The sequence below is a fragment of the Acidimicrobiales bacterium genome, assembly GCA_041394185.1.
In the GTDB taxonomy this organism is placed as follows: domain Bacteria; phylum Actinomycetota; class Acidimicrobiia; order Acidimicrobiales; family Poriferisodalaceae; genus JAAETH01.
In genome coordinates this window covers 412,666-438,497 of the sequence record JAWKIQ010000001.1, presented here as the reverse complement: position 1 = coordinate 438,497, position 25,832 = coordinate 412,666, and the positions used below count along the sequence as shown (strand labels likewise).

The window sequence follows — 25,832 nt, the reverse complement described above, 5'->3', positions numbered from 1 at the left end:
CCTCCGTCGAAACGGAGGAATGCAGATGCGCATGCTCAAGGTGGCGGCAGTTGTTGTAGTCGTATGGTCGACAATGATCGTGACGAGGCCGCTCGACCCGGCCGCCGCTGCCACTCAGAGCTCCATGGGCGAGGCTGAGCAGTTCGTCTCGGGCTCGTGCTCGAACAATCAGATCATCGTGCAGACGGGCAACAGCAACTACGTCGTTCCGTCCGGCACGTGGTACCTGCACGGCTGGAGCACGTTCGCGGATCCCGGCGACACCCCCACACTGCAAGTCGTGATCGTCCGCCCCACAGTCGATCCCAACGTGTACGACGTGGTCTACGTGGGCCAGGAGGAAACGCTCAGCGGTGCCGCTGGCCTGCAATCGTTTGAGGTCGAACCCACGGTCGAAGTGCAGGCCGGAGACGTGCTCGGACTTCAGATCCCGTCGTCGTCGGCCAACGGTTACGGCTGCTTCTCCAACAATGCTGGGGCGTCGTCGATAGGTTTAGGCAGCGCCGCCCTGGCACCCGGTGCCACACAGTTCACCGCAGACCCCGGGTTCACGACCTCGGGCGGGTTCTTCAAGGTCAACGTTTCGGCCGACCTCGCGGACGCCCCGTCCTGCATGGAGGGCACGTACTCGAGCGACGGCTTCGGCCCATGCGATCCAGCGCCGGCGGGCAGCTTCGTCGAGTTCACCAGGTCGACGAGCTTCGAGGACTGCCCCTCCGGTTACTACCAACCCGACCCGGGCCAGCCCAACTGCATCGCTGCGGCGCCGGGTCACCACGCGCCCGGGCCCGCAGCCCAATCACAGACACCGTGCGTTCCCGGATGGTTCCAGCCAGGCGATGGCGAAGCCTCGTGCATCGAAGCCGCGCTCGGCTTGTATGTCAGCGCGTCGGCATCGCAGACCCAGACCGCCTGTCCTGAGAACACCACCACCTTCAACACCGGCTCTACCTCACTTGACGACTGCGTGCCTATCGCCCCGCCCGAGCCATGGGAGGCATGCCATGCCGAGCGCCCGGTTGGCTACTGGCTGGTCGAGACAGACGGAAACGTCTACCCGTTCGGATCAGCTAGCGACCACGGCGAACCCGCGGGTCAACAGCTAGACGTCATCGACATCGAAGCGTCGTCGACCGGATGCGGTTATTGGGTACTGCAGTCCGACGGCACCGTCACCAGCCACGGCGACGCACACCTGCACTCGTCGTTCGACCTCGACTCGCTCGAAACCGACGAACGGTTGACCAGCTTCGCCCCCACGCCAGACGACGACGGGCTCTGGGGCTTTACGAACAAGGGGCGGGTGCTGCTGGTGGGCAACGCCCAACACCGCAACGCCGGAACCTTGGTCGATCTGAGCGGCATCGACCTCGCAGCCGACATCGTCGACGCAATTCCCACGCCCACGGGGCTGGGCTATTACATGCTGGGCGGCGACGGTGGCATATTCGCCTTCGGCGATGCGAGGTTCGTCAACTCGATCCCGGGAATCGGCATCGACCAGCTCGACCAACCCGCTGTGGGTCTGGTTCCAGACCCAGACAACGACGGCTATTGGATCGTGGCGGCAGACGGTGGCGTGTTCGCCTTCAACGCCGAGTTCCGCGGAAGCTTTCCCGAGCTGGGGCTCGGAGCGTTGGACCAGCCGGTGATCGGGATGACACCCTACGGCAACGGCTATCTCCAGGTGGCCTCGGATGGCGGCGTGTTCAACTTCTCGAACCTGCCCTTCTCCGGCAGCCTCGGAGGCAACCCGCCTAACACCCCCGTAGCCGCCATCACCCCCGTCTACCCCCTGAGCGAGCCCCCGGCGGCCACCGGACAGGCAGGGGGCAGGCCGTGACGCTGCGGGTAGGCATCAGCCCATCGGGCCTCGAACGAACGGACCTCGACTATGTCAGGGACGCCGAGCGGCTGGGTGTCGACTCGGTGTGGACACCCGAAGCGTGGATGTACGACGCTCTCACGCCGCTGGGTTACCTTGCCGCCATCACCGAGCGTCTGCGGTTGGCCGCAGGCGTGGTTCAGCTCGGCGCCCGAACCCCGGCGATGCTGGCGATGTCGGCTTTGGCGATACAGAAGATGTCGCAAGGGCGGTTCGTTCTGGGAATCGGCACCAGTGGCCCCCAGGTGATGGAGGGCTGGCACGGAGTGCCGTTTCACAAACCCTTGGCCCGAACCGCCGAGACGATCGACATCGTGCGCGCCATCGCGTCTGGCCAACGCCTTTCCTACGAAGGCGACATCTACACGCTGCCGCTACCCGACGGCCAGGGGCGCGCCATTCGCTCACCGGTGGTCGGCGACGGTGTACACATACCCATTCACATCGCCTCGATGGGTCCGGCGAATCTGCGCCTGACCGGCGCCAAGGCCGACGGCTGGATCGGCACCGCGTTCACACCCGAGGCCGCCGATGTGTTCTTGGAGCCCATCGAGCAGGGCGCGGCCTCGGCCGGACGACGGCTCGACGACATCGAGCTGACGGTCGCGGTGGGCCTCGAGTTCACCGAAGACATAGAAGCCGCCGGCCGCAAACATGCGGGCGGCTATGCATTCACCATCGGTGCCATGGGGTCGTCCAGCACCAACTTCTACAACCGCGCCTTCAGACGGCAGGGTTTCGGCGAAGCGGTCGACGAGGTGCAAGCACTGTGGAGCCGGGGCGATCGCGAGGCCGCTGCCCAGAGGGTGCCGATCGAGATCGGGCTGCGCACCAACCTCATCGGCGATGATCGATCCATCGCCGACCGGCTGAGGCTGTATCGCGACGTCGGCATCGACAACCTGCGCGTCGGTGTTGCGGGCGAGACGTCGACCGAGCGACTGGATCAGATCGCGCGGCTGCTCGACATCGTCTCGATGGTCAACGCCGAGTAGGTAGCCAGGGCGTTCAGCGGGCTGTGTAGCCGGCGTCGACGTGAACGATCTCGCCGGTCATGTAGCTGGCGTCGTCGGAGGCCAGGAAGACAACCACCTTGGCGATCTCTTCGGGTTCGGCCAGGCGCTTCATCGGAATGGTTGCGTCGGCCAAGGCCTGCAGATCGGCATCGCTGGGCGGGGCCGACCGCTGCGAGCTCAACATGGGGGTGCGAACCTCGCCCGGCGCCACCGCGTTCACCCGCACTCCCTGGGTGACGTGATCCAGTGCCAGCGCGCGCGTCAGCTGGTGGACGGCACCCTTCGATACGCAGTAGGCCGTGGCACCCGCCGAACCGACCCCTCCCCAGATCGAACCGAAGTTCACGATGGCTCCGCCACCCGCGGCAACCATCGGACCCAGCGCCGCCCGACACAAATAGAACATGCCGTCGACGTTGACGCTCATGACCCTTCGCCAGTCGTCGTCGGAGGTGCCGAGCGAGTCGGCCCGGTGAATGGTGCCCGCCGCGTTCACCAGCACGTCGACCGCTCCCAGCGACCCGACCGTGCGGTCGATCAACCCCGAACAGAACGCCGAGTCGGCGACACTGCCGATCTCGGTGTACACGGCGGCGTCGCGCGGCTGCATCTGGCGGCACTGCGCTGCCACCTCGGCTGCCCCCGCGTCGTTCAGATCCACCAACACCAGGGTTGCACCACGCGACGCAAACTCTCTGGCGCTGGCTGCACCCATTCCCGACGCGGCCCCGGTCACCACCACGACCTTGCCCTCGAACTGGGTCGACAAATCGGCTGACACTGTGGCTACTCCTGGCCTTTGATGGGGTCGAACTGGCTGCCGCCATATGTCTGCTCGGTGGGCTGCAGCTCGATGCGATTGATGTTGACGTGCCTGGGCAGGCCCACCGCATAGGCGATGGCGTCTGCGACGTCGTCGGGCGTCACCTCGTCGATGCCCGAGTTCTGCACAGTGGCGCGCTGGCCGGCATCGGCGATGGCCACGTCGTAGAACTCGGTGGTGACCCGGCCAGGGCAGATCTCGGTGACCCGAACGCCGCTGCCGCGAAGCTCCAACCGCAGGTTGGTAGACAATCGATGAACGGCACCCTTCGACGCGCCATAGGTCGCCGCACCCAGCGGGTACAGGCCCGCCATCGAGCCGATGTTGACGATGTGACCGCTGCGGCGCCCGACCATGGCCGGCAGGGCAGCCTTGGTGGCCACCATCACGGCCGCGATATTGGTGTCGACTCCGTTCACGATGTCTTCGATCGACGTGTCGGCCAGGGTCGTGTCCATCTTCCCCAAACCGGCATTGTTGACCAGCACGTCCAGCGGACCGACCGACTCGACCAGCGAAGCCAGCGCCGCCAGGTCGGTGACGTCGAGCACATGAGACACAGCGCCTGTTGCCGCCGACAACCGCTCGAGGCGCTCGGCGCGCCTGGCGACGGCGTGCACGACGAAGCCGTCGGCGGCCAGACGCGCCGCGGTTGCCGAGCCGATGCCGCTGGAGGCGCCAGTAACCAGTGCCACCCGTTGCGCGTTCGATGCTTGCTCTGCCACGACGCACCACTGTAGATCGTGCCCCCGAACGCGTGACCGGGGAAACCCAGTGCGGTGCGATACGGTCCTTCAGGTGTCTCGTACCACGCTGCCGGCCCATCACGAGAAGCCGATTCTCCGAGGGTGGTCGCACGCTCTGGCCGCCGTCGCAGCCATAGCCCTGTGCCCCATCGTCATCGTCACCGCCTCGGGTGCACGCTCCGCGGCGGCCATCTACACCAGCGCAGTAATCGGCCTGTTCGGGGTCAGCGCGCTGTACCACCGCTTCGGTTGGAGTCCGCGCCTGCGCGACTTCATGCGACGCCTCGACCACACGATGATCTTCGTGATGATCGCTGCCACCTATACCCCCATAGCCGTGGTGGCCCTGCCCGCACGGTCGCGCAACCTGGTCCTGGTACTCACATGGGCAGGTGCGGCAGTGGGCGCGATATGGCAGTGGTTCTGGCCCGACATCTCGCCCCGGCTTCAGGCGCTGCAGTACGCCGCCGTCGGCTGGGTCGCCTTGTTGGTGCTGGCCGACATCTGGGACGCCATGGGCGTCGCCGGCTTTGTCCTGCTGCTGTCTGGCGGAGTTGCCCACACGCTGGGTGCGGTGATCTTCGCGATGCGCCGGCCCGACCCCTGGCCCCGGGTTTTCGGCTTCCACGAGATCTTCCACCTGCTGGTGATCGCAGCGGTGGCCCAGCACTACGTTGCCGTGACGTTCTTCGCCATTCCGCTGGCCCGAGCCTGACCCGACTGGCCTGACGCGACGGCCGGGGCACTAGCATCGGCCGCCGAAGATGGAGTCACCAACGCCCCCCGCCAACACACCCCCGCCGGTCGAGCCGTACTACGTTCCGTTGGCCGACGAGGTCGAGATTTTCGAGGCCGCCTTCGACGCCCGCTTGCCGGTGCTGCTGAAGGGTCCCACCGGTTGTGGCAAGACGAGGTTCGTCGAGCACATGGCGTGGCGCCTGTCCCAGCGGCCAGGCGCGGCGCCCATCGACCTCACCACGGTGGCGTGCCACGAGGACCTGACGGCAACCGACCTGGTCGGCCGCTACCTGCTGTCGGGCGACCAGACAGTGTGGATGGACGGACCACTCACCAGAGCCGTGCGGGCCGGCGGCATCTGTTATCTCGACGAGGTCGTCGAGGCGCGCAAAGACACCACGGTGGTGATTCACTCGCTCACCGATCACCGCCGCATCCTGCCCATCGACAAGACCGCCGAACGTCTGGAAGCCCACCCCGACTTCCTTCTGGTGATCTCCTACAACCCCGGCTATCAGAGCATCGTCAAAGACCTCAAGCCCTCGACGCGTCAACGGTTCGTGAGCCTCGAATTCGACTATCCCCCGGCCGACACCGAGGCCCAGATCGTCGCCGGAGAGACGGGTGTCGACCCGCAGATCAGCGAACGCCTGGCACACATCGGGGCCAAGACCCGCAACCTGCGCGAGCACGGCTTCGAGGAGGGGGTCAGCACCAGGCTGCTGGTGTATGCAGCCCAACTCATCGCGGGCGGGGTAGACCCCAGGCGGGCCTGTCAGGCCGCGCTGGTGTCAGCTGTCAGCGACGACGCCGATGTTCAGCAGGCGGTGGCCGACATCGTCGACGTCGTCTTCCCCTGAGGCGATGACACTCAGGCTGTCAGACGTCCACAGATCTCTGGGTCTGTTTGCCGAGGGTCTGGCCGGTCACACCGTTCGGATAGAGGCCCGGGACGAACAGCACACCGGCTGGCCCTGGGATCTGAGCCTTCCCGACCCGGCGGTGGTCGAGTTGCCTCCCGAGGCCGCCCTGGCCGATGGCGACCACCAACAGCGCCTGATGTTTCGGGCCCAGGTGCTGCATCAGCTGGCGATGGTCGAGTTCGGCACTTTCGGGCCCGTGCCCACGGCGCCCGACCCGCTGGCCGTGCAGCACCACCGGCTGGTCATCGAATCGCCGAACCCCGCAGCAGCGGCCGCGCTGGCGACGATGCTGGAGCACCTGCGCGTTGTGTGGGAAACGCGACGGCGCTACCCCGGGGCCACCGACGAAACCAGCCGCGCCCTGTCGCTGGGGCGTTCGGCGCTGCTGCAAGCGTTATCCGCTGTCGCCGGCCCCCACGGAATAGCCGCCGCGGTGCAGATCCTGTGCCTGGATGGAACCATCGATGAGGTGGTGACGGCGTGCGATGCGGTCGACATTGGCACCGCCCGATGGCTGCACGACCAGATAGGGCCCCTGGCAGACGCCCGAGCAACCCTCGACGACTCCGCGCATATCGCAGCAACGATCGTCAGCGAACTGTTGGGTGAACCCCCACAGCGCTTCTACGACGGTGAGCCGCTGGTGTCGATGGGCGACGACCCCGACGCCGAGTCGCCCGGCGAGGGCGAAGAACTCGAGTTCGAGGGGAGCAACCTATCGACCCCACCCCTCGACGTAGAGGCCGACTCGCAAAGCGACGACCTCCAGGGCCTGGTTCAGTCGGCGCCGATATCGATCAGCGCCGAGATCGAACAGCTTCAAGCGGCGACAAACCCCACACCGTCGTCTGCGGCGTTCGTCGCCAAACCGGCCGACATCGGCGACCACGACCGCACCTATCTGTACGACGAGTGGGATCATCTGGCCCGCGCATACAAACCTTCGTGGTGCCGCGTCGTCGAACGCCGCGTCGAAGGCGACGATCACGACTTCGCCGGCCAGGTGCGCAGACGCCACGCCGACCTGGGGCGACGCATCCGCCGCCAGTTCGGGCTGTTGCGGCCCGAGGATCGGCTGCGGGTATACAAACGCGACGACGGAGACGAGCTCGACCTGGACGCAGCGATCGAGGCCATCGTCGACCGACGCACCGGTGTGGCCGTCGACGACCGGGTGAACATCAGACGCGACCGCGTTGCGCGAGAGGTCGCCACCGCCTTCCTGATCGACCTCAGCGCCTCTACCAGCGCGCCCACGGTCGAACCCGAGCCCTACGTCGCATCCGACGAGGACGACGACGATTTCGTTCTCAATCCGTACTTCGTGGCCGACACGCCCGATACCGACCCAGTGCGCAGGGTCATCGATGTGGCCAAGGACGCGGTGGCCCTCATGTGTGACGCCCTCGACCAGCTGGGCGACCAGCACGCGGTCTACGGCTTCTCGGGCAACGGTCGGCTCGACGTCGAGTTTCGTGTCGGCAAGGAGTTCGACGAACGGGCCTCGGTACACACGTGGGCCGCGCTCGCCGGGCTCGAGCCCATCCGGTACACGCGTATGGGCCCCGCCGTCAGGCACGCGGCCGCCAAGCTGGCCGCCGTTCAGGCCCGCACGAGGCTGCTGTTCGTGATCTCCGACGGCTATCCGCAAGACATCGACTACGGCCCAACCCGCGGCGACAAGACCTATGGCCTGCACGACACCGCCAAGGCCGTCGAGGAGGCCTCGGCCATGGGAGTCGACACGTTCTGCGTGACGATCGACCCCGCCGGCCACGACTATCTGAGGGTGATGTTTCCGGCCCGCCGCTACATGGTGATAGGTGATGTCGAGTCACTTCCCGACGAGCTGGCCAAGCTCTACATGACCGTCGCGGGCCCGACGGTCCGATCGCGCACGGCGCTATCTTGAGAGCCGCGTCACACCGACAGAAACGAGCCTGCAAATGACCCTTCCGCTGTCTTCGGGTACCTTGATCGCCGACCACGCCCACACCACCGTGGGGTTCTCGGTCAGACACCTGGCCATCAGCCGCATCCGCGGCCGGTTCAGCGAGTTCGAGGCCTCGTTGGTGGTCGGCGAATCGCTCGCCGACACCAGTTTGAATGCCACCATCGAGATGGCGTCGCTCGACACCGGTGACCCCAACCGCGACGCCCACGTCAAGGCGGGCTCAGACCTGTTCGACGCCGACACCCACCCGCAGATGGTGTTCAAAGCCGACCAGATCGTCGACACCGGCTCGGGCTACGAGGCCGTCGGATCCCTCACCGTGCGCGGCGTCGAGAAGCCCCTCACCCTGGCGGCCGAGTTCAACGGTGTCGCAGAGAACCCCTTCAGTGGTGCCACACACGCCGGTTTCAAGGCCAGCGGATCGATCGATCGCACCGAGTTCGGCATCGACTTCCAGGTGCCCTTGTCGTCGGGCGGGGTGATGCTGTCGAACCAGATAGACATCGAAATCGACGCCCAGCTGGTGTTGCAGACCGACTGAACCGCACGCGGGTTTACTCGCTTCAGCAGATGCGGGGAAGTTGTTCGCCCAGGTGCCTGTCGACCACCCGGGTGGCCCCCAGCGCGGTGCGGGCTGCAACCAAGCCGCGATGAGCGTCCACAACAGAACCGATGCGAACGGCCCCGGCGCCCGCCGGGTGCCTGCGCATCACCTCGACCACCAGCTCGGCGCGGTCGGAGGGCACGAACAACACCATGGTGCCCTCGTTGGCGACGTGCAGCGGATCGAGTCCCAGAAAGCCGCAGGCAGCGCGCACGGCTTCGGGAACCGGAACCGCGCTCGTCGAACTCGATTCCCACGTCGGCGGTTTCGGCCAGCTCACACAAGCTGGCAGCGAGGCCTCCCCTGGTGCAGTCGCGCATGGCGTGAACGTCGGGACATTCGTTCAACATATCGGCGACCATGTGGTTCAGCGGGGCTGTGTCCGACCTGATCTCGGTGCCGAATTCGAGCCCCTCGCGCACACTCAGCACCGCAACGCCGTGGGCACCGATGGGGCCAGACACCACGATCGAATCGCCAGGCGTGATGTGCCGGGGCGAGATGTCGACACCGGCGGGCACCACACCAACACCCGAGGTGTTGATGTAGACCCCATCGCCATGACCCTTGTCGACCACCTTGGTGTCGCCGGTCGACAGCGACACTCCGGCCCGCTGGGCGGCCCGACCCATGGCAACAGCGATGTTTCCCAGCGTGTCTAGTTCGAGCCCCTCCTCGAGGATGAAGCCCGTCGACAGGGCGACCGGGCGGGCGCCGGCCATCGCCAGATCGTTGACGGTGCCGTTGACGGCGAGCTCGCCGATGTTGCCGCCGGGGAAGAACAGCGGCTGCACCACATAGCTGTCGGTGGTGAAGGCAAGTCGCTCACCGGGCCCCAAGTCAAGCCCCAGGACGGCTGCGTCTGTCGGCGTGGCCGAAGCTGCGGCTGGTCCGAAAGCGGGCAGGAAGAGGTGCTCGATCAGCTCGGCCGACAGCTTGCCGCCGCCACCGTGTCCGAGGACGATGCGCTCTTGTTCGCGCAGCGGCATCGGGCACGACCACCCCTCGATATCGGCTGCCGTTGCCAGGTGTGCGGGGGGCCGATCAGGCATCGCCGATTGCCACTGGTGTCTCGAATCGGCGGTACTGGAAGTAGGCGGCACACGCCCCTTCGCTAGACACCATCGTGGCGCCCATCGGGTTGCGCGGAGTGCAGGTTGTTCCGAAGGCCTCACACTGGTCGGGCTTGATCAGGCCCTGCAGCACCTCTCCGGCCCGGCACTGGTCGGGCTCGGCGACGTGCAGGTTGCCGACGTCGAAGCGCAGCTCGGCGTCGAAGTCGGTGAACTCCGCTGCGAGCTTCCAGCCCGACTGCGGGATCATGCCGATGCCTCTCCACTGGCGGTCGCACACCTGGAACACCCGGTCGAGCAGTGCCCGCGCCGGCGGATTGCCTTCGGGTTTGACCGCCCTGGGGTAGGCGTTCTCGACCTCGCCAACACCCCGCTCGAGCTGCAAGACGGTGCGCCTGATGCCCTCGAGCACATCGAGCGGCTCGAAGCCGGTGACGACGATCGGCACACCGAATCGGCGCGCAAGGGGTTCGTATTGCCCCGTACCCATGACGGTGCACACGTGTCCGGCGGCCAGGAACCCGTCGACCCTGGAGGTTCCCGAGGTCATCAGGGCCTCGATGGCGGGTGGCACCAGGACATGGCTGACCAGCATCGAGAAGTTGCGCAAGCCCAGCTGGTGAGCCTGGAACACCGCCATGGCGTTGGCGGGCGCCGTCGTTTCGAAGCCAACTCCGAAGAACACCACCTGCTTGTGCGGTTCGTCCTCCGCGATACGCACGGCATCGAGCGGCGAATAGACGACCCTCACGTCACCACCCCTGGCCCGCACCGAGAACAGGTCGCGGTCGCTTCCGGGCACGCGCAACATGTCGCCGAACGAGCAGAAGACCACGTCTGGCATCGACGCAATCGCCAGCGCCCTGTCGATGGTTTCGAGCGGGGTCACACAAACCGGGCATCCCGGGCCGTGGATCAGCTCGATACCGTCGGGCAGCAGCTGGTCGATGCCGTTGCGGATGATCGAGTGGGTCTGACCCCCACAAACCTCCATGATCGCCCATCGGCTGGTGAGCGACCGCTCGATCTCGGCGAACAGCCCGCGGGCCAAGTCTGGATCGGCAAAGTCGTCGAGGTACTTCACGACGGGCTCTCGCTGGTGTCGACGCGCGCCATCATCGAATCGGAGATGCCCAGCTCGTCGTCGAGCAGGCCCACCTCGCGCATCATCGCCAGAGTCTCCAGCGCAGACTCCTCGTCGAGGATGGTTATGGCGAACCCGGCGTGAACTATGGCGTACTCGCCAACGCCGGCCTCTGGCGAGAAGGCCAGGCAGATGTCCTTCGTGACACCCCCGAAGTCGACGGTGGCCATACGCGTGCCGCGTTCTTCGCGGATCTCGGTGATCTTTCCGGGAACTCCTAGACACATGACGGCCGGTTCCTTTCGTTGAGCTGGCGTCCGGCGACGACCGCTTGACCCAAAGCCAAGCCTCCGTCGTTGGGTGGTACAAGTCGGTGCGTCAAAACCGTGCGCCCGACCAGTCTGCGAGTGACCAGACGGGTCAGCAAGGTGTTCTGGAAGACCCCGCCCGTGAGCCCGACCGGGGTGGGATGATCGAACCGTTCGGCCACGGCAGCCACCATGTCGGCGACAGCGTGATGAAAGGCGAGGGCGATGTCGGCGGGCGCCACGCCAGCGGCAACGGCATCGGCCACATCGGCCAGCACTGGTGCTGGGTCGATGACATCGCCATGCAACGAGAACGCGAGGGTCAGGGCCTGCTCGCGTCCGCGCCCCGCCAGGAACTCGAGTTCGATTGCGGCCTGGGCTTCGTAGCCGACCCGGTGCCTGACACCGATCAGCGAACTAACGACGTCGAACAGCCGACCCATGCTGGTGGTGGGCACGCACCCGATGTTTCGCTCGACCTGACGGCGCACGACCTTCAGTTCGGTCGGGTCGCATGCCACTACCGCCGGACTGTTGTGGTCGAGGTCGAGCCCCACCGCAGCTGCGTAGGCCACCGCCGTGCGACAGGGGTTGCGTACGCCTTCGTCGCCGCCCGGCAACGGCAGCGCCAGCAGATGGGCCACGCGCTCGAAGCCGTCGTAGTCGGCCAGCAGAACCTCGCCGCCCCAAGCCTGCACCGATCCGTCGGCGGCCAGGCCATATCCGGTGCCGTCAAAGGCGACTCCCAATATCGGCGCCGTTCCCTCGAGCCCATGCTCGGCCATCAGCGCCGCCACGTGGGCGTGATGGTGTTGGACGTCGACCACCGGCAGATCAGCCTGTTGATACGCCCAGCGCCTGGTGAGGTAACCGGGGTGCATGTCGGCAGCCAGCACCTGGGGCCGGACCTGATACATGCGCGTGAACGCATCGACGCTGCTGCCGAACGCAGCCAGCGTCTCGAGGTTCTCCATGTCGCCCACATGTTGACTGACCCACGCGTGACGGCCCTTGGCCACGCAAGCGGTGTTCTTCAGCTCGGCCCCGGCGGCCACGACCGGAGCCACAGGAAACGGCAAGCTGACCGGAACCGGAGCGTAGCCGCGAGACCTTCGCACCGGCTGCACTTCACCATCGACGACCCTCACCACCGAGTCGTCGCATGGCAACTCGATGGGGCGATCGTGCAGGCAGAACGCGTCGGCCAGACCCACCAACCGTTGCAATGCGTCGGCATCGTCGTAGGCGATCGGCTCGTTCGAGAGGTTGCCCGAGGTCATCACCAAGACCTGGGGCGGCGCCCCCTGCGCGCCGGGACACGGCTCGAACAACAACCGGTGCAGCGGGCTGTAGGCAACCATCACGCCCAGCAGGGGGTTGCCCGGTGCCACGCCTTGCGCCAGGTGTATCCCAGGGGACGCCGCCCTGGACGCCAGCACTATCGGACGGGCCGAGCTGGTCAGTACCTGGCGCTCGGCGTCGTCGAGGTCGACCAGCTGCGAGGCAGTCGATATGTCGACCACCATCAGCGCGAATGGCTTGTCGTTGCGACCCTTGCGGCGCCGCAGCTCGTCGACCGCGGCCGCATTGGTGGCATCACAGGCCAGGTGATAGCCGCCGATGCCCTTGATCGCCACGATCTGGCCCTGGGCGAAGCTGGCTTGAACGGCGCCCACGACCGCGTCGGTACCGGCAACGGTCATGTCGCCCTGTCGGAACTGCAGCTGCGGGCCACACTGGGGGCAGGCCACCGGTTGGGCGTGATAGCGCCGGTCGGACGGGTCGACATACTCGGCGTGGCACCTGTCGCAAAGCCCAAACGAGGCCATGGTGGTGCTGGCCCGGTCGTAAGGGAGGTCTCGAATGATCGTGAACCGGGGGCCACAGTTCGTGCAGTTGATGAACGGATAGCGATAGCGACGGTCGGACGGGTCGGCCATCTCGGCGAGACAGTCGTCGCAGGTCGCGACGTCGGGCGGCACCAGGGTCAGCCCAGCCTGCCCGGTCTCGGACTCGCCGATGGCGAAATGGTCGTCGCCCTTCGTCGCGATCGGTTGGACGTCGATCGAGTCGACCCGTGCCAGAGGCGGAAGCTGGGCGTTCAGTTGCCGGACGAATTCGGCGAGCGCACCCGGCGAACCCTCGATCTCGATCTCAACGCCCGAAGGGTTGTTCGAGACGTGCCCGGTCAGGCCTAGCCGGGTCGCGACGCCATAGACGTGGGGTCGAAAGCCCACGCCCTGGACAACACCGGTGGCCACGACGCGCATGCGCTCGAGCGACACGGTGGTCATCGTATTGTCGGAATCGATGCACGAGCTGTCGATATGCAGCGCTCTGGCCGCGATAGTCGAAGAACACGCCGCGGGCCGACCCGTCGCGCAGATCCACCTCGATATCGGCCACCTGCGCCAGGTAATCCCAGAGACCCTGATGTACTCGTGGGAGATCATCGTGGGCGAAGGCCCCCTCGAAGGCTCCGAGCTGGTCATCAACCACATCGCCGCCCAGATCGAGTGCCACCAATGTGGCGTCGTCACCACGCTCGAGGCTCCCGTGTTTCGCTGCGGGTGCGGCTCGACCGACACCAAATTGCTCAGCGGAGACGAACTGCTGGTCAGATCACTACAGCTCAGAGGAGACTAGAAATGGGCCGATTCCACCGCCACGCCGACGGCACGGTGCACTCGCACGACCACGACGGCGACCACGATCACCACCACGACGTAGGCGATCACTCGGGTTACGAGACCGGCGGCCTTCGCGTCGAGGTGCTCGAGAAGATCCTCAGCGAGAACGATCACACCGCCGAGGCCAACCGTCACGACTTTGCCCATGCGGGCGTTCACGTGGTGAACGTCATGTCGTCGCCGGGTGCGGGCAAGACGACCCTGCTCCACGAAGTGTTCGTCCGCTCGGCCGACACGGTCCGATACGGAGTTGTCGAGGGCGACATCGAGACCGCCATCGACGCCGATCGGCTGGCCGAAACCGGCGTGGCCGTCTCGCTGCTGAACACGTCCAATGGTTTTGGTGGCGAGTGCCACCTCGACGCCACCATGGTGCGATCGGCCCTGGGCCGACTACCGCTGAACGAGCTCGATGTCGTGGTCATCGAGAACGTCGGCAACCTGGTGTGTCCGGCCGAGTTCGACGTCGGCGAGAACCGCCGCCTGATGGTGTTCTCGGTCACCGAAGGCGAGGACAAGCCGCTGAAGTACCCGGTGATGTTCCGCTCGGCGGATGCCATCGTGGTGAACAAGGTCGACCTTCTCCCCCACCTCGACTTCGACATCGACCTGTTCCTGTCCAACGTCGAGGCTGTCAACCCTGGCGTGACGATCCTGAAGACCTCGGCTCGAACCGGTGAAGGCGTCGACGAGGTCGTGGCCTGGCTGGGCAACCACAACGGCTGACCCCAGAACCGGCGTCAGGCGCCGGCGTCGACCTCTTCGATCGAGGCCACCAGCGCGGCCAGCCCCTCGTCGAGATCTGCCTGCGACACGTTCAGCATCGGCGTGATCCGAATCACATTGCCGTACAGGCCGCCTTTGCCGATCAACAGCCCGCGCCGCTTGCACGCCTCTAGAACCGCGTTGGCCTTGGATGCGTCGGGTTCGATCGAGCCCGGCTGCACCATCTCGAGGGCCTGCATCAGGCCCTTGCCCCGAAGTTCGGCGATCCAGTCGGTTCGCTCGGCCACGGGAGCCAGGGTCTCGGTCAGGCGCTGCCCCATTCGCAAGGCGTTGCCCTGCATGTCCTCGGCCTTGACGGCGCGCAATGTGGCCAGGCCCGCCGCGGCCGACAGCGGGTTTCCGCCAAAGGTCGAGAACGACGTGACCTCGATGGTGTCCATGATCTCGGCCCTCGCCACTATGCCGGCCAAGGTGATGCCGTTGCCCACACCCTTGGCGAAGGTCAGCATATCCGGCACCACGTCGTGGGCCTGATAGCCCCAGAAGTGCTCACCCGTGCGCCCCCAACCCGTCTGCACCTCGTCGCTGATGAACAAGATGCCGTGCTCGCGCAACACCTTGTGCATTCCGCCGAAGAAGCCGTCGGGAGGAGTGGCGAACCCACCCACGCCCTGGATCGGTTCGGCGATCAGACATGCGATGCTGCCCGCAGAAACCATGTCGACCAGCTGGGTCAGGTCGGCCACGCACGCGTCGGTGTAGTCGGCATCGTCCAACGACCGGAACGGGCTGCGAAGTCGGTACCCGCCCTGCACGAAGGTGACATCGAGGCCCGACAGGCTGGTCGATGTCCACGAAGAATGCGACGTGATCGCCTGGGCGGTGAACGAGCGCCCGTGATAGCTGTTTCGCATCGCCAGCACCTGGTTGCTGTTGCGGTACGAGGTGGCCAACAAGATGGCCGTGTCGTTGGCTTCCGAACCCGAAGTGGTGAAGAACACGCGGGCGTCGGGTATCCCCGACAACGCCGCTATCTCCTCTGCCAGCTCGATCATGGGCTCGCTCAGATAGAGGGTCGAAGTGTGCATGACCTTGGCGGCCTGGGCCTGCACCGCCGCGGTGACCGCAGGGTGGTTGTGACCGATCATCGTGGTCAACACACCACCGAAGAAGTCCAGGTAGCGGTTTCCCTGGAGATCCCAGACGTGGCTGCCCTGACCTCGGTCTATCGAGATCGGCTCCGCGTACAAGGGCTTCAGGAACGACGGGAGCACCGAGCGATAGCGCTCGAGCAGTTCTTCGTTGGTGGTCATCGTCACGATGCTAATTCGTGATAGATCGGGGGGATGGACGATCAAAGCAGCGCCGAAATTCTGGTCGAACGCAACGACGGCTGGGCCACCGTGGTGCTCAACCGGCCGCAGCGCCGAAACGCTTTGACCCGCCCGTTACTAGACCAGCTGGCCACAGCGATAGACCAACTCAGCGCCGACGAATCGATCGCCGCGATAGTGCTGCGCGGCGCCGAGGGAGCCTTCTCGTCCGGCATCGACCTGACCGACCTGCAGGCCAACACCAGCCCTGACGCTGCAGTGGCCATGCACACCACCGTCCGGCGCGCCCACCTGGCGCTGTTCAACTGCAAGTGCCCAATCGTGGTGGCCCTCGAGCGCTATTCGATCAACGGCAGCACCGCCTATGCGCTGGCCGCCGACATCCTCGTCGCAGGCGAATCGGCCTTCATGCAGATCGGCGAGATCAACCAGGGCGCGCGCATTCCGATGAACGCTGCCTGGCTGAAGCTGAAGGTCTCCGAGACCGTCTTGGCCCGGGTCGCCCTGATGGGCGATCGCGTGCCCGCCGCCGAGATGCACCGGCTGGGCGTGGTACACGACCTGGTCCCAGACACCCAGGTCGTGGCCACCGCCGAAGCCCACGCCAAACGACTGGCCGCATACCCCGCCGCATCGGCACGCAACATCAAACGAGACATCACCCACCAGCGGCAGGTAGATCCCGAGGTCTGGTTCGCCCACACCCCCAGCTCCGCCCTGCTGACCGCCCAACAAGTACGAAGCTGATAGACCCCAGACCCGCGCCGCGTCGGACCGCGTGAGATCACCTAAGCGACCGGGTTTGGCGGTTTGCCGGCCGATCTTCGTTGTCGTGGTGGTGGTTTGGTCCACTCGCTGATGACGGTGCCGTGGCTGTCCTCGAGTCGCCACTGGTCCGGTGTGTGACCCATGACCAGCCGGTTGCCGTTTTGGTGCAACCGGTCGTGATGATGAGGGCACAACAGCGCCAGGTTGTCGAGGTTGGTGGTTCCGCCGTGTTCGCGGTGATGTAGGTGGTGGGCTTCGCAGCGTGTGGCTTCGGTGTTGCAGTGTTTCCATCTGCATGTGCCGTCGCGGATGGCTAGGGCGAGTTTTTGTGTTGGTGTGGCGTATTCGACGTCATATGCCAGATCCAACAGCCGACGGTCCGCCTGCTGAAACCAAGCATTGATCTGAGCCCGGCACAGCATCGATCGTGCGATCGATGCCGGTATCTGGGTTCCGTCGACGGTGTAGGCCAGCCCGTCCGACCTGTCGAGTTGGTCGATGTCGACTATCAGGTTCACGCAACCAGCGGCCCGTTGCCTGAAGCCCTCGGTCGGGTCGGCTTGGTCGGCTGCCGGGAGGAGGCCGTCTGTGAGCATGCTGGCGATCACGTCAGCACCCCGTTGTTGGTGTGATCTGCGTTGGCGTGGGTCGCGGATGGTGCGCATGTCGTGATGAAACGCAGCACGTTCGCGTCGGTCGTACTCGGCTTTCAACGCCGCACCAGTGACTGGGTCCAATGTGGCGGTGAACCAGATCATGTCTTCACCATCGATCCCACACGACCCACGCCTGCGTCGACGCTGCCGCGCCAGCCGCTCTTCGGGGTTTTCGCGGGTTTGTTCGCGTTCGGCCTCACGAACCGCCGCCCTCGTTTCGTCCGCGGATTGGCCTTTCGCGTCGGCGAGCAGGCGGGCTTTGGTGTCGTCTGGTAGGTCGGTGTTGGTCAGGTAGTCGGCCTGCTCCGAATTGATCTCCCCGGCTTCCAACGCCTCGGCAACATCGGGATTGGTCGCTAGACGCTGAGACCTGGCCTCGGCCTCACGCTGGGCCTTACGCGAAGGAGCAGGCGGCCCAGGATCGGGTGCACCCTGCGACTCGGACCCCGAACCAGCTTCAGTGTCAGGCTCCTTGCCTTTGCGGTTCGCGGCCCTCTGACGGGCCTTGGTCAACGCGTGCAGCAAACGGGCCTCGTGGCCATCCAGGCGGGCACGCACACGACGAACACCACCAAGCTCGGCCTCGAGCCCGGCCACATCCATCACCTCTAGTTCGTCGGCGCCGCTCAGCACCACCCGCACCTCTGTCACGCCACAAACCCTAAACAGGGGGTGGGACACTCGACCCAGCATCAACCAGACAACAGAACAGAAACCCCAGTTGTCGCTACGAGCCGGACGCGAAGACGGGCGGGCGCCACCAACGCGTGCCCTAGGCGATACCGCCAACGGCCATGTACTTGGTCTCGAGGTATTCGTCGAGCCCGTCATGGGAACCCTCGCGCCCGATCCCTGACTCCTTGACACCGCCGAACGGCGCCACCTCGGTCGAGATCAGCCCCGTATTCACACCCACCATTCCGTACTCGAGAGCCTCACCCACCCGCCAAATGCGCCCCTGGTCGCCGGCGTAGAAATAGGCAGCCAGACCATACGGAGTGTCGTTGGCGATCGAGATCGCCTCTGCCTCGTCACCAAAACGGATCAGCGGCGCCACCGGGCCAAAGATCTCCTCGTTGGCCATGCGCATGCCACACGTGACGTCGGCGATGACGCTGACCTCGTAGAACGTCCGCCCCAACCGATGGCGCCGCCCACCGCTCAGCACCCTGGCACCCAACTCCACCGCATCCGCCACCAGGGTCTCGACCTTCTCCAGCGCTGCATCGTCGATGAGTGGTCCGATATCGGTACCCGGATCGTCGCCAACACCCACCTCGAGCTTGGACGCCGCCGCCACGAGCTTGGCTGCGAACTCGTCGTGTACCGAGTCCTGCACGAGAATGCGGTTGGCGCACACACAGGTCTGGCCCGCATTGCGGTACTTCGATGCGATGACACCCTCCACCGCAGCATCCAGATCGGCGTCGTCGAAGACGATGAATGGGGCATTCCCGCCAAGCTCGAACGACACCTTCTTCATCGTCGACGACGCCTGAGCCATCAGCTTCTTGCCAACGGCCGTAGAGCCCGTGAACGACACCTTCCTGACGATCGGGTTGGTGGTGAGTTCCTCACCCACCGGACCCGGATTGCTGGTGGTGACGATGTTCAACAGCCCCGCAGGCAAACCGGCCTCGGCAGCCAACTGGGCTGCGGCCAGAGCGGTGAGCGGCGTCGCTTCGGCAGGTTTCACCACCGCGGCACAACCCGCAGCCAGCGCAGGTGCGACCTTGCGCGTGATCATCGCCAGTGGAAAGTTCCACGGGGTGATAGCAGCGATCACACCCACGGGCTGCTTCAGAACCAACAAGCGCTTGTCGGGGGCAAACGTCGGCAGCACCTCACCCCTCGCCCGCTTGCCCTCCTCGGCGAACCAGTCGACGAAGCTGGCGCCGTAGGTCACCTCGCCACGAGATTCACCTATCGGCTTGCCCATCTCGGCGGTCATCAACTGAGCCAACGCCTCGGAGTTGTCGAGCAACAGCTCGTACCACCGTCGCATCACCGCACCCCGGTCTTTGGCGGTGCGCTTGGCCCATGCCTTTTGAGCGATCGCCGCGGCTTCGATGGCCCTGGCCGTCTCGGCGCGCCCCAAGTCCGCGACGCTCGTAATGACCGAGCCATCGGCGGGGTTGACGACGTCGAAGCGGCTGCCATCGTCGGCGGCCGACCATTGGCCATCGATGAACGCTTCGGATCGAACCAGATCTAGTGCTGCCATGACTGACTCCTGTGGGCCCTCGCGGCACCGCCCGAGGCCACAGTAGCCACAGCAGCACACATCTCAGGAGGCGATCACCTCGAGCAGTGATTTCGCCACACGATCCGGACGCTCCTCGTGCGAGAACAGTCCCGCCCCCTCGATGACGTCGAGAGTTGCGTTGCTGAACGTGCCGACCATGGCCTGAGCGTGACGCAGCGGGAAGAACGGATCCTTGTCGCCCCACACCATCTTCACGGGCACGTTTATGCGGCCGTGAACATCGGCCAGTTCCTTGACGTGGCGCATCTCGAACGAGTCGAGGAGCTTCATGGCAGCAGCAAGCCGGGCCGGCTCCTCGTGCAACGGCCGCAGGAAGAACTCATCGAACTCGCCGTCGAGCAGCGACGAGTCTGCGAACGCGTCGCCGAGCACGAACCGGTTGCGCCTGAGCGACGGCTTGCCCGCCAGCCAGCCGAGTACACGGCCGAAGCCGGGGACGTGTCGCGATGCAATGAACGAACGAAATCGAAAGCTGATGGCGCCGCTGGTCTCGGTATTGATCAGCGCCATCGCTCGCACACGGCTGTCGCCGGCGAGTGCGTGGCGGGCCATGAGACCCCCACTGTCGTGTCCGACCACGGCGATCTCGTCGGCACCCAACGCGTCGACCACGCGGCGAATGCTCTGGAAGTGCTGCTCGACGGTGATAACGGTGTCGGGGCCGAACTCGCTCGATCCCGCCCCTGGCAGGTCGATGAGGTGGCATGTCACGTGCTCGACGAGGTGGGGCAAGAGCGTGCGAAACGTCGCTCCGCTGACCGGCCACCCGTGCACGAACAAGACATCTGGGCCCGTTCCAACCTTGCGATGGGCCACCCGCCCCTCACCCACATCGATCATCTGATGGGGCGCACCCCTGAACAACTCGGAGGCCTCAGCGGCGTTCATCTGGGTCATATCGAAGTACCTCCGAGTCAGTTTGTAGTAAGCACTACGAACCCTAATCGTAGTGGCCACTACAATCAACACCCGATGGGCTACAAGCACACGGAGGAAGAGATCCTCCAAGGCGCGCTGGCCACCGCTTTCGAATCGGGGCTGAGCCAGCTGACATTCGCACGGGTGGCGAAGACGCTGGACACCAGCGATCGGGTGGTCGTGTACTACTTCCCGTCCAAGGACGAGTTGGTGTCGGCGGTGCTGATGGCCGTGGGCCTCGAACTGCAGGTGACTCTGGGACAGGCGTTCACCGAGCCATCGACGAACCACCACGAATTGGCGTCCAAGGCGTGGCCCGTGCTTTCTCAGCCCGAAGCCGATGCCGTGTTCGCACTGTTCTTCGAAGCCACCGGTCTGGCCGCCGCCGGCCGCGAGCCCTATGCATCGCTGGTACCCCAGCTGATCGAAGCGTGGATCTCGTGGGCAGCCGAGTTCATCCAGTCGGCGCCAGATCCGCGGGCGAGGCGGCCGCGGCCATTGCGATGATCGACGGCCTGTTGCTGCTGAGGCAAACGGCGGGTCCCGAAGAGGCCGACCGGGCTGCCTCGCCTCGGTCTTTAGAAGCCGGCTAGCCCTTCGACTTGTGCCTCGCACTCTGCAGCTTGCCGCGCAGGCGCCTGGCAACTCGCTTCAGCACCCGTGGCTTGGTCTCCTGGTCTTCGACGATCAGCTTCGACACCGCATCGACGGCGTCCGACGTCATCTCGATGGCCACCACGTCGCCCCTGGCTGCACGCTCCTGGTCGGCAGCTGGCACCCGCGCCTCGGCTTCCTCCAGCGCAGCAAGCGCCTCGTCCAGCGCGTCCTCGTCGGCCTCGCCCGGCCGGTCTTCGATCAGCTCGATGACCTCTTGGGCCACCGGCAGATCAAGCACCACCTTCGTGACGTCGTCGCGACCCTTGCGGCCGCGCTGCTTGCGCCGCGGGCGACGCTTGGTGTTGTTCTTGCTCATCTCGTGTTCGGTGGTCGATGCCACCTGATCTCCTTTCGTGGTGCGGGCGCGGTGGTTGAGCGGCGCAGTTCATGCGGCGAGTGTGTTGGCGAAGATCTGCCACGCCAGAACACTCTTGGCCGTGATGCTCAGCCACACGTAGGCCTTCTCTCCGAACTCGTAGCGCTTCCAAGGCCCGATCCGCGCGTACTGCAGGGCCTGGTTGAGAGCGAAGACATTGAAGAAGACGAAGATCGAGAAGAAGATCGCGTATACGAAGGTCGGGGCCCCTTCACCCGGACCGAACAGATATATGCCCACAGCCACCCAGGGCACGGCGCCGGCGACACATCCGAACCAGAACGGGCTCCAGTTGACCTCGGCGCCCTCGAGGTCGTTGGAGGTCTCCATCAACCAGCCGAACAGGATCATCGCCGCGTTGACCCCTGCTATTGCCACCAGTGCAGCGATGTCGCTGATGCCCACCAGCAGCGCGATCAGCACGATCATCAGGCTCGCCGACAGCGAGTACTCGACCCATCGAAAACGGTTGCGTCGGTTGGTGATCTCGTTGCGGTACGCGCCGAAGGCGATGGGCGACGCAATCAGCAGATGAAAGAACGCCGACAAGAACATGAAGGCGGCAGTGCCCCACGCGAGGGGCACCTCGAACTGGTTGGTGAGCCGGCCGGGATCGACCCTGCCGCCGGGCACGCCGTCGAGAAACGTCGATGTCACCCACAGACCGAAGTCGTTACCCAGCACCACCATCGCAGTACCGGACAACAGGTGAACCAAACCGAAGACCAGGTTGAGCTTTCGCAACCCGACGGTCGATGGAGCAGATGTCGAGGGGGCTCGGTTCATGGAGGGGGTAATACCCATATGGCTCCAGCCCAAACGGAATTAGAGACCGAGCCGGCGAGTTCACTGATGCATGAGTCCCAGCGACGAGACCAGGCGGTGGCCGCGGCTGGTGCTGGCCGCGCTTTGGGTCGCCGCTGTGGTGGCGTGGCTTGCAATCTCGCGCAGCCGCGGCATCGGCCCTGCCGAGGCCGCCGACTCGTTGCGCGACCTGCTGGCATCGGGCTGGTGGGGACCGTTGCTGTACGTCGCCATCTATGCGGTTCGGCCGCTGGTGCTGTTCCCTGCGTCGGTGTTGACGATCTTGGGAGGCATCGTCTTTGGGCCTGTTTACGGGGTGGCCTACACGGCGATCGGCGCAAACCTGTCGACCGCGGTGACCTTTCAGGCGTCGCGACTGCTGGCTGGCAGGCGCGTGCTGCGGCCCCCCGTAGGCAAGCGGGCGGTCGAGCGACTGGTGGCCAACCCGGTCGAGACCACCCTGGTGCTGCGCCTGGTGGCCGCACCGTTCGACGCCGTGGCTGTCGCCGCCGGCGTGCTGGGGCTCGACTTCAAAGCGTTCATGGCGGCCTCGTTCCTGGGAACCATCGCAGGAACGATCGCCTTCGTCTCGTTCGGCTCTTCGATCGAGTCGCTGACCGACGGGCAGCCGAGCATCGACGCGCCTCTGCTGGCCCTGTCGATAGGGCTCACCGCGGCGGGCTTGTTGGTGTCGAGGTGGCTGCGCTCGCGCAGACCAGAGCTGGCCGCCTGAGTTGCCCCGGTCCTGACTTGCGCCGGTCCTGACTTGTGTCAGTCCTGGTCTGGCACCCACGAGCCGTGGAAACCGAACGGCACCCTCTGGGGAAGGGCCACCACCGCCACCGGTTCGGCCGACATGTCGCGTGCGTCGAGCACCACCAGGTCGCTGCTGTCGCGAACCTTGTCGTACACGTAAGCCAGCAGCCAGCCATCGTCTTCGGACAGCGCGTCTGGCGACGCAACAAACACGGGCTCGCCCGGTATGCGATCGGCCCCGAACGAGTGCACGCTCACCGAACCGGTCTGATGATCGGCCTTCAAGATGTCGTTGTCGTCGCCGAAGCTGGCAACCGAATACGAGAAGCGATGTTGGGCTCCGGTCAACGCGTCGTCGATGCGCGGGAACTCGAGCGGGCGGTCGTCGAACTGTTCTTCTGTGACCGCTCCGCCCGGTCCCAGGCGCCAGCGCCACAGTGAAGCGTCGTTGGCGAAGCGCGCCGAGTCGCGTCGCCACAACTCGGGATAGCGGGCTACATCGACGACCACCGAGCCATCGGCATCGTCGTACGCGTTGACCGAGTGAAACACGTAGCACGGTTCGATCTCGAACCAGCGAAGCTCGGCAGCCGTCGCATCGCGAGGCATCACTCCCACCCGAGCGCCGTAGTCGTCGTCCCACCGATAAGGGAACCGACCCGTCATCGCCATCTCGATGTCGAACACAACAGGCAGGTCGAAGAACACCACGCTCGATTCGGTGATGGCGAAGTCGTGGATCATCGTCGGGCCTGCGACCGGAATCTCTTCGCTTTGCACGAGCGCACCGGACGCATCGACTCGGTGATAGGTCAGGTACGGCTCGGCGAAGCCATAACCGAAGAACAGCAGCTCACCCGTTTGCGGACAGATCTTGGGGTGGGCGGTCATGGCTGTGGTGAGCGCCCCGTCGAAATCGTGCACCCCGACGGTGTCGAGCTGGTGGTCCAGCTCGACGGGAAACGACGACTCGACCAGGGTCAAGATCCGGCCCGCGTGCCCTATGACGTGGGTGTTGTTGACCCCAACCGAGCGGTCGACGGACCCGTCTGGTGAGATCGATCGCAGGGTCGGGTCCTCGAACTGGCGGGTGCGCACCCAGCGGTTGCGATACCAGGCCGCCCTGCCGTTCTCCAGGCGCACGCCGTGCACCATCCCATCGCCCACGAACCAGTGCGACGAGCGCCCCTGAGACCGGGTTTGGTCCGTTGCGCACGTACAAACCCGACAGCGCCGGCGGCACCTTGCCGGTGACGCCCAGGTCGAACTCCTCGACCTCTGCGGTAACCGGTCGGTAGTTGCCCCGAAGATGAAACGGAAGCTCGTTCTCGCTCATCGACTCCCTGATCGTTGACGTCGTAAACGATTATGGGCCCTGGACACACCCTTCGAAGCCCCATGTTCGTTCTGGACACCCTTGATCTGCCTGGAATCTCCGTGATAGACATTCTCTAATAGGTCTTTTCTTAGACCTTTCTTATAGGAGGCTTATCGCATGATCGAGCTGATGGTCTTTGCAGTGTGGGTGTTGCTGGGTGTCGGAAGTGCCGCGCTGTTCGCCGCCCCGGGCGAGTCGAGATGGCGATGGTCACCCATGGCGGTATTCCTGGGCCCGTTCTGGATCGAAGTGGTTCTCGACCGGCGCCGCCGACAGCTGAGGCCTGAATCCCGGCTTCCATCCACTTCGCGGGTTGACATAGGTTCTTCGCCAACAGCCCGCTGAAGCGCAGGAGGATGCCATGGGATCCCTCGACGGCAGAGTCGCCATAATCACCGGAGCCGGCCGGGGTATCGGCCGCGAACACGCCCTGTTGATGGCAGCCGAAGGCGCAAAGGTCGTGGTCAACGACTTGGGCGGCGAAACCGACGGCACCGGCGCCGACACGACCGCGGCCCAACAAGTAGCCGACGAGATCGTCGCCATGGGCGGCGAAGCCGTGGCAAATGGCGCCAACGTCACCGACTGGGAACAGGTCCAGGGAATGATCAACCAGGCCGTCGAGACCTTCGGCGACCTGCACATCCTGGTCAACAACGCGGGCATATTGCGCGACCGCGTCGTGGTCAACATGACCGAAGGCGAGTGGGACGCGGTCATTGCGGTTCACATGAAGGGGCACTTCGTACCCACCCGGTGGGCCGCTGCCTATTGGAGAGAACGCACGAAGGCCGGCCACTCAGTCGACGCCAGCATCGTCAACACCGCGTCTGGTGCGATGTTGGGCAACCTCGGGCAGTTCAACTATTCGGCGGCCAAGGCAGGCATCGCAGCCATGACGCTGGTCGCCGCAGGCGAACTGCAGCGCTACGGCGTCAGGGTCAACTGCCTGGCCCCGATAGCGCGGACCCGCCTGACCCTGCAGACGCCTGGCCTGGGCGAGGTGGTGGCGCCGCCCGAAGACCCGGCCGAGTTCGACCTCTACGATCCGGCAAACGTCTCCCCCCTGGTCGCCTACCTGGCCACCGAGGGATGCCCGTTCACGGGAGGCGTCTTCCATGTCGGCGGCAACGAGGTGGGCCTGTACGGAGGGTGGAGCCTGTCGGACGACGAGATCATCGCCACCGACGGCCGCTGGACGGTTGACGGCCTGGCCGCCATGGCACCGCGACTTCTGGCGAACCGCACGAATGGCCTGGCCTCGGTCACCACCTCTATCGGTGACACGTTCAAGGACTTCGGCAAGCGACCGGCCACCTCATAGGGCGAGGCACCGGCCGACTGCACCG

General features: G+C 65.4%; 27 protein-coding genes. 14 read left to right on the top strand and 13 right to left on the bottom strand.

From position 1 onward, the window contains the following. Nucleotides 1-25 precede the first annotated feature (25 nt). Both R2770_02105 and R2770_02100 read left to right on the top strand, forming a co-directional pair. Entirely contained in the window at nt 26-1,843 is a 1,818-nt protein-coding gene (locus tag R2770_02105) for a hypothetical protein (GenBank protein ID MEZ5279239.1), read from the top strand. Continuing rightward, nucleotides 1,840-2,880, top strand: a complete 1,041-nt coding sequence (locus R2770_02100) for an LLM class flavin-dependent oxidoreductase (protein MEZ5279238.1) — start codon at nt 1,840-1,842, stop codon at nt 2,878-2,880. Before R2770_02105 ends, R2770_02100 begins: the two co-directional genes overlap by 4 nt. A 13-nt stretch (nt 2,881-2,893) precedes the next feature. Here R2770_02100 and R2770_02095 read toward each other — a convergent pair whose 3' ends face one another. Then, nucleotides 2,894-3,682, bottom strand: a complete 789-nt coding sequence (locus R2770_02095; GenBank protein ID MEZ5279237.1) for an SDR family NAD(P)-dependent oxidoreductase — start codon at nt 3,680-3,682, stop codon at nt 2,894-2,896. 5 nt (nt 3,683-3,687) lie between these two features. Then, entirely contained in the window at nt 3,688-4,449 is a 762-nt protein-coding gene (locus tag R2770_02090) for an SDR family oxidoreductase (GenBank protein ID MEZ5279236.1), read from the bottom strand. 73 nt (nt 4,450-4,522) lie between these two features. Between R2770_02090 and R2770_02085 the strand changes: the two genes are divergently transcribed. From R2770_02085 to R2770_02070, 4 genes are read left to right on the top strand one after another with little or no spacing between them, the layout of a single operon-like run. Next, a complete protein-coding gene (locus R2770_02085; GenBank protein MEZ5279235.1) occupies nt 4,523-5,185 on the top strand; it encodes a hemolysin III family protein in 663 nt (220 codons plus the stop codon). Between the two features lie 49 nt (nt 5,186-5,234). After that, nucleotides 5,235-6,068, top strand: coding sequence for a CbbQ/NirQ/NorQ/GpvN family protein (locus R2770_02080; GenBank protein ID MEZ5279234.1), 834 nt, complete (start codon nt 5,235-5,237; stop codon nt 6,066-6,068). Nucleotides 6,069-6,072: 4 nt separating this feature from the next. After that, complete coding sequence (locus tag R2770_02075) at nt 6,073-8,043, top strand: hypothetical protein (GenBank protein MEZ5279233.1); 1,971 nt, start codon at nt 6,073-6,075, stop codon at nt 8,041-8,043. A gap of 34 nt (nt 8,044-8,077) precedes the next feature. Then, nucleotides 8,078-8,626, top strand: coding sequence for a YceI family protein (locus R2770_02070; protein ID MEZ5279232.1), 549 nt, complete (start codon nt 8,078-8,080; stop codon nt 8,624-8,626). 22 nt (nt 8,627-8,648) lie between these two features. Here R2770_02070 and R2770_02065 read toward each other — a convergent pair whose 3' ends face one another. Next, complete coding sequence (locus tag R2770_02065; GenBank protein MEZ5279231.1) at nt 8,649-8,969, bottom strand: AIR synthase-related protein; 321 nt, start codon at nt 8,967-8,969, stop codon at nt 8,649-8,651. 80 nt (nt 8,970-9,049) lie between these two features. Between R2770_02065 and R2770_02060 the strand changes: the two genes are divergently transcribed. Then, complete coding sequence (locus R2770_02060) at nt 9,050-9,238, top strand: hypothetical protein (GenBank protein MEZ5279230.1); 189 nt, start codon at nt 9,050-9,052, stop codon at nt 9,236-9,238. Between the two features lie 495 nt (nt 9,239-9,733). Here the strand turns inward: R2770_02060 and hypD are convergent, their stop codons facing one another. Genes hypD through hypF form a run of 3 tightly spaced genes read right to left on the bottom strand, consistent with a single transcriptional unit; the run spans nt 9,734 to nt 13,439 of the window. Beyond that, entirely contained in the window at nt 9,734-10,846 is a 1,113-nt protein-coding gene (gene hypD / locus R2770_02055; protein MEZ5279229.1) for a hydrogenase formation protein HypD, read from the bottom strand. Beyond that, nucleotides 10,843-11,133, bottom strand: a complete 291-nt coding sequence (locus tag R2770_02050) for a HypC/HybG/HupF family hydrogenase formation chaperone (GenBank protein ID MEZ5279228.1) — start codon at nt 11,131-11,133, stop codon at nt 10,843-10,845. The genes hypD and R2770_02050 overlap by 4 nt, the downstream gene beginning before the upstream one ends. Continuing rightward, nucleotides 11,124-13,439, bottom strand: coding sequence for a carbamoyltransferase HypF (gene hypF, locus R2770_02045; protein ID MEZ5279227.1), 2,316 nt, complete (start codon nt 13,437-13,439; stop codon nt 11,124-11,126). Before hypF ends, R2770_02050 begins: the two co-directional genes overlap by 10 nt. 25 nt (nt 13,440-13,464) lie before the next feature. Between hypF and R2770_02040 the strand changes: the two genes are divergently transcribed. Continuing rightward, nucleotides 13,465-13,800 (top strand): hydrogenase maturation nickel metallochaperone HypA, encoded by a 336-nt coding sequence (locus R2770_02040; GenBank protein ID MEZ5279226.1) that lies wholly within the window; start codon nt 13,465-13,467, stop codon nt 13,798-13,800. Nucleotides 13,801-13,802: 2 nt separating this feature from the next. After that, nucleotides 13,803-14,570: a hydrogenase nickel incorporation protein HypB gene (hypB, locus tag R2770_02035; GenBank protein ID MEZ5279225.1), complete on the top strand. Its 768-nt coding sequence runs from the start codon at nt 13,803-13,805 to the stop codon at nt 14,568-14,570. A gap of 14 nt (nt 14,571-14,584) precedes the next feature. On the opposite strand, the gene R2770_02030 is transcribed toward hypB, so the two are convergent. After that, nucleotides 14,585-15,883 carry an aspartate aminotransferase family protein gene (locus tag R2770_02030; protein ID MEZ5279224.1) on the bottom strand — a complete coding sequence of 433 codons (1,299 nt, stop codon included), beginning with the start codon at nt 15,881-15,883 and terminating at the stop codon, nt 14,585-14,587. Between the two features lie 33 nt (nt 15,884-15,916). Between R2770_02030 and R2770_02025 the strand changes: the two genes are divergently transcribed. Then, on the top strand, nt 15,917-16,651 hold the full coding sequence (locus tag R2770_02025) for an enoyl-CoA hydratase/isomerase family protein (GenBank protein MEZ5279223.1): 735 nt from the start codon (nt 15,917-15,919) through the stop codon (nt 16,649-16,651). Nucleotides 16,652-16,692: 41 nt separating this feature from the next. Here R2770_02025 and R2770_02020 read toward each other — a convergent pair whose 3' ends face one another. The 3 genes from R2770_02020 to R2770_02010 form a co-directional block, all read right to left on the bottom strand. Next, nucleotides 16,693-17,979: a hypothetical protein gene (locus R2770_02020; protein MEZ5279222.1), complete on the bottom strand. Its 1,287-nt coding sequence runs from the start codon at nt 17,977-17,979 to the stop codon at nt 16,693-16,695. A 121-nt stretch (nt 17,980-18,100) separates the two neighbouring features. After that, nucleotides 18,101-19,552: an NAD-dependent succinate-semialdehyde dehydrogenase gene (locus tag R2770_02015; GenBank protein ID MEZ5279221.1), complete on the bottom strand. Its 1,452-nt coding sequence runs from the start codon at nt 19,550-19,552 to the stop codon at nt 18,101-18,103. A gap of 63 nt (nt 19,553-19,615) precedes the next feature. Beyond that, nucleotides 19,616-20,491 (bottom strand): alpha/beta hydrolase, encoded by an 876-nt coding sequence (locus R2770_02010; GenBank protein ID MEZ5279220.1) that lies wholly within the window; start codon nt 20,489-20,491, stop codon nt 19,616-19,618. Between the two features lie 75 nt (nt 20,492-20,566). Between R2770_02010 and R2770_02005 the strand changes: the two genes are divergently transcribed. Beyond that, nucleotides 20,567-21,019 (top strand): TetR/AcrR family transcriptional regulator, encoded by a 453-nt coding sequence (locus tag R2770_02005; protein ID MEZ5279219.1) that lies wholly within the window; start codon nt 20,567-20,569, stop codon nt 21,017-21,019. Nucleotides 21,020-21,101: 82 nt separating this feature from the next. Here R2770_02005 and R2770_02000 read toward each other — a convergent pair whose 3' ends face one another. Both R2770_02000 and heR read right to left on the bottom strand, forming a co-directional pair. Further along, nucleotides 21,102-21,509: a hypothetical protein gene (locus tag R2770_02000; GenBank protein ID MEZ5279218.1), complete on the bottom strand. Its 408-nt coding sequence runs from the start codon at nt 21,507-21,509 to the stop codon at nt 21,102-21,104. 45 nt (nt 21,510-21,554) lie between these two features. Then, nucleotides 21,555-22,331 carry a heliorhodopsin HeR gene (heR, locus tag R2770_01995; GenBank protein ID MEZ5279217.1) on the bottom strand — a complete coding sequence of 259 codons (777 nt, stop codon included), beginning with the start codon at nt 22,329-22,331 and terminating at the stop codon, nt 21,555-21,557. Nucleotides 22,332-22,401: 70 nt separating this feature from the next. Here heR and R2770_01990 point away from each other — a divergent pair, with 70 nt between their 5' ends. Continuing rightward, a complete protein-coding gene (locus R2770_01990; protein ID MEZ5279216.1) occupies nt 22,402-23,082 on the top strand; it encodes a VTT domain-containing protein in 681 nt (226 codons plus the stop codon). Nucleotides 23,083-23,120: 38 nt separating this feature from the next. Here R2770_01990 and R2770_01985 read toward each other — a convergent pair whose 3' ends face one another. Continuing rightward, the gene (locus tag R2770_01985; GenBank protein MEZ5279215.1) at nt 23,121-24,272 is read right to left on the bottom strand and encodes a carotenoid oxygenase family protein; all 1,152 of its coding nucleotides are present in this window, start codon (nt 24,270-24,272) and stop codon (nt 23,121-23,123) included. A gap of 328 nt (nt 24,273-24,600) precedes the next feature. On the opposite strand from R2770_01985, the gene R2770_01980 reads away from it, so the two are divergent. After that, nucleotides 24,601-24,828, top strand: a complete 228-nt coding sequence (locus R2770_01980; GenBank protein MEZ5279214.1) for a hypothetical protein — start codon at nt 24,601-24,603, stop codon at nt 24,826-24,828. A gap of 16 nt (nt 24,829-24,844) precedes the next feature. Continuing rightward, entirely contained in the window at nt 24,845-25,807 is a 963-nt protein-coding gene (locus R2770_01975; GenBank protein ID MEZ5279213.1) for an SDR family oxidoreductase, read from the top strand. Nucleotides 25,808-25,832: the final 25 nt, after the last annotated feature.

Coding starts and splice junctions, on each gene's coding strand:
- hypB (MEZ5279225.1), top strand. CDS start 13,803: ATGGGCCGATTCCACCGCCACGCCGACGGCACGGTGCACTCGCACGAC.
- R2770_01975 (MEZ5279213.1), top strand. CDS start 24,845: ATGGGATCCCTCGACGGCAGAGTCGCCATAATCACCGGAGCCGGCCGG.
- R2770_02010 (MEZ5279220.1), bottom strand. CDS start 20,491: ATGACCCAGATGAACGCCGCTGAGGCCTCCGAGTTGTTCAGGGGTGCG.
- R2770_02005 (MEZ5279219.1), top strand. CDS start 20,567: ATGGGCTACAAGCACACGGAGGAAGAGATCCTCCAAGGCGCGCTGGCC.
- heR (MEZ5279217.1), bottom strand. CDS start 22,331: ATGAACCGAGCCCCCTCGACATCTGCTCCATCGACCGTCGGGTTGCGA.
- R2770_02040 (MEZ5279226.1), top strand. CDS start 13,465: ATGCACGAGCTGTCGATATGCAGCGCTCTGGCCGCGATAGTCGAAGAA.
- R2770_02015 (MEZ5279221.1), bottom strand. CDS start 19,552: ATGGCAGCACTAGATCTGGTTCGATCCGAAGCGTTCATCGATGGCCAA.
- R2770_02050 (MEZ5279228.1), bottom strand. CDS start 11,133: ATGTGTCTAGGAGTTCCCGGAAAGATCACCGAGATCCGCGAAGAACGC.
- R2770_01980 (MEZ5279214.1), top strand. CDS start 24,601: ATGATCGAGCTGATGGTCTTTGCAGTGTGGGTGTTGCTGGGTGTCGGA.
- R2770_02105 (MEZ5279239.1), top strand. CDS start 26: ATGCGCATGCTCAAGGTGGCGGCAGTTGTTGTAGTCGTATGGTCGACA.
- R2770_02060 (MEZ5279230.1), top strand. CDS start 9,050: ATGTGGTTCAGCGGGGCTGTGTCCGACCTGATCTCGGTGCCGAATTCG.
- R2770_02080 (MEZ5279234.1), top strand. CDS start 5,235: ATGGAGTCACCAACGCCCCCCGCCAACACACCCCCGCCGGTCGAGCCG.
- R2770_02025 (MEZ5279223.1), top strand. CDS start 15,917: ATGGACGATCAAAGCAGCGCCGAAATTCTGGTCGAACGCAACGACGGC.
- R2770_02075 (MEZ5279233.1), top strand. CDS start 6,073: ATGACACTCAGGCTGTCAGACGTCCACAGATCTCTGGGTCTGTTTGCC.
- R2770_01990 (MEZ5279216.1), top strand. CDS start 22,402: ATGAGTCCCAGCGACGAGACCAGGCGGTGGCCGCGGCTGGTGCTGGCC.
- R2770_02070 (MEZ5279232.1), top strand. CDS start 8,078: ATGACCCTTCCGCTGTCTTCGGGTACCTTGATCGCCGACCACGCCCAC.
- R2770_02030 (MEZ5279224.1), bottom strand. CDS start 15,883: ATGACCACCAACGAAGAACTGCTCGAGCGCTATCGCTCGGTGCTCCCG.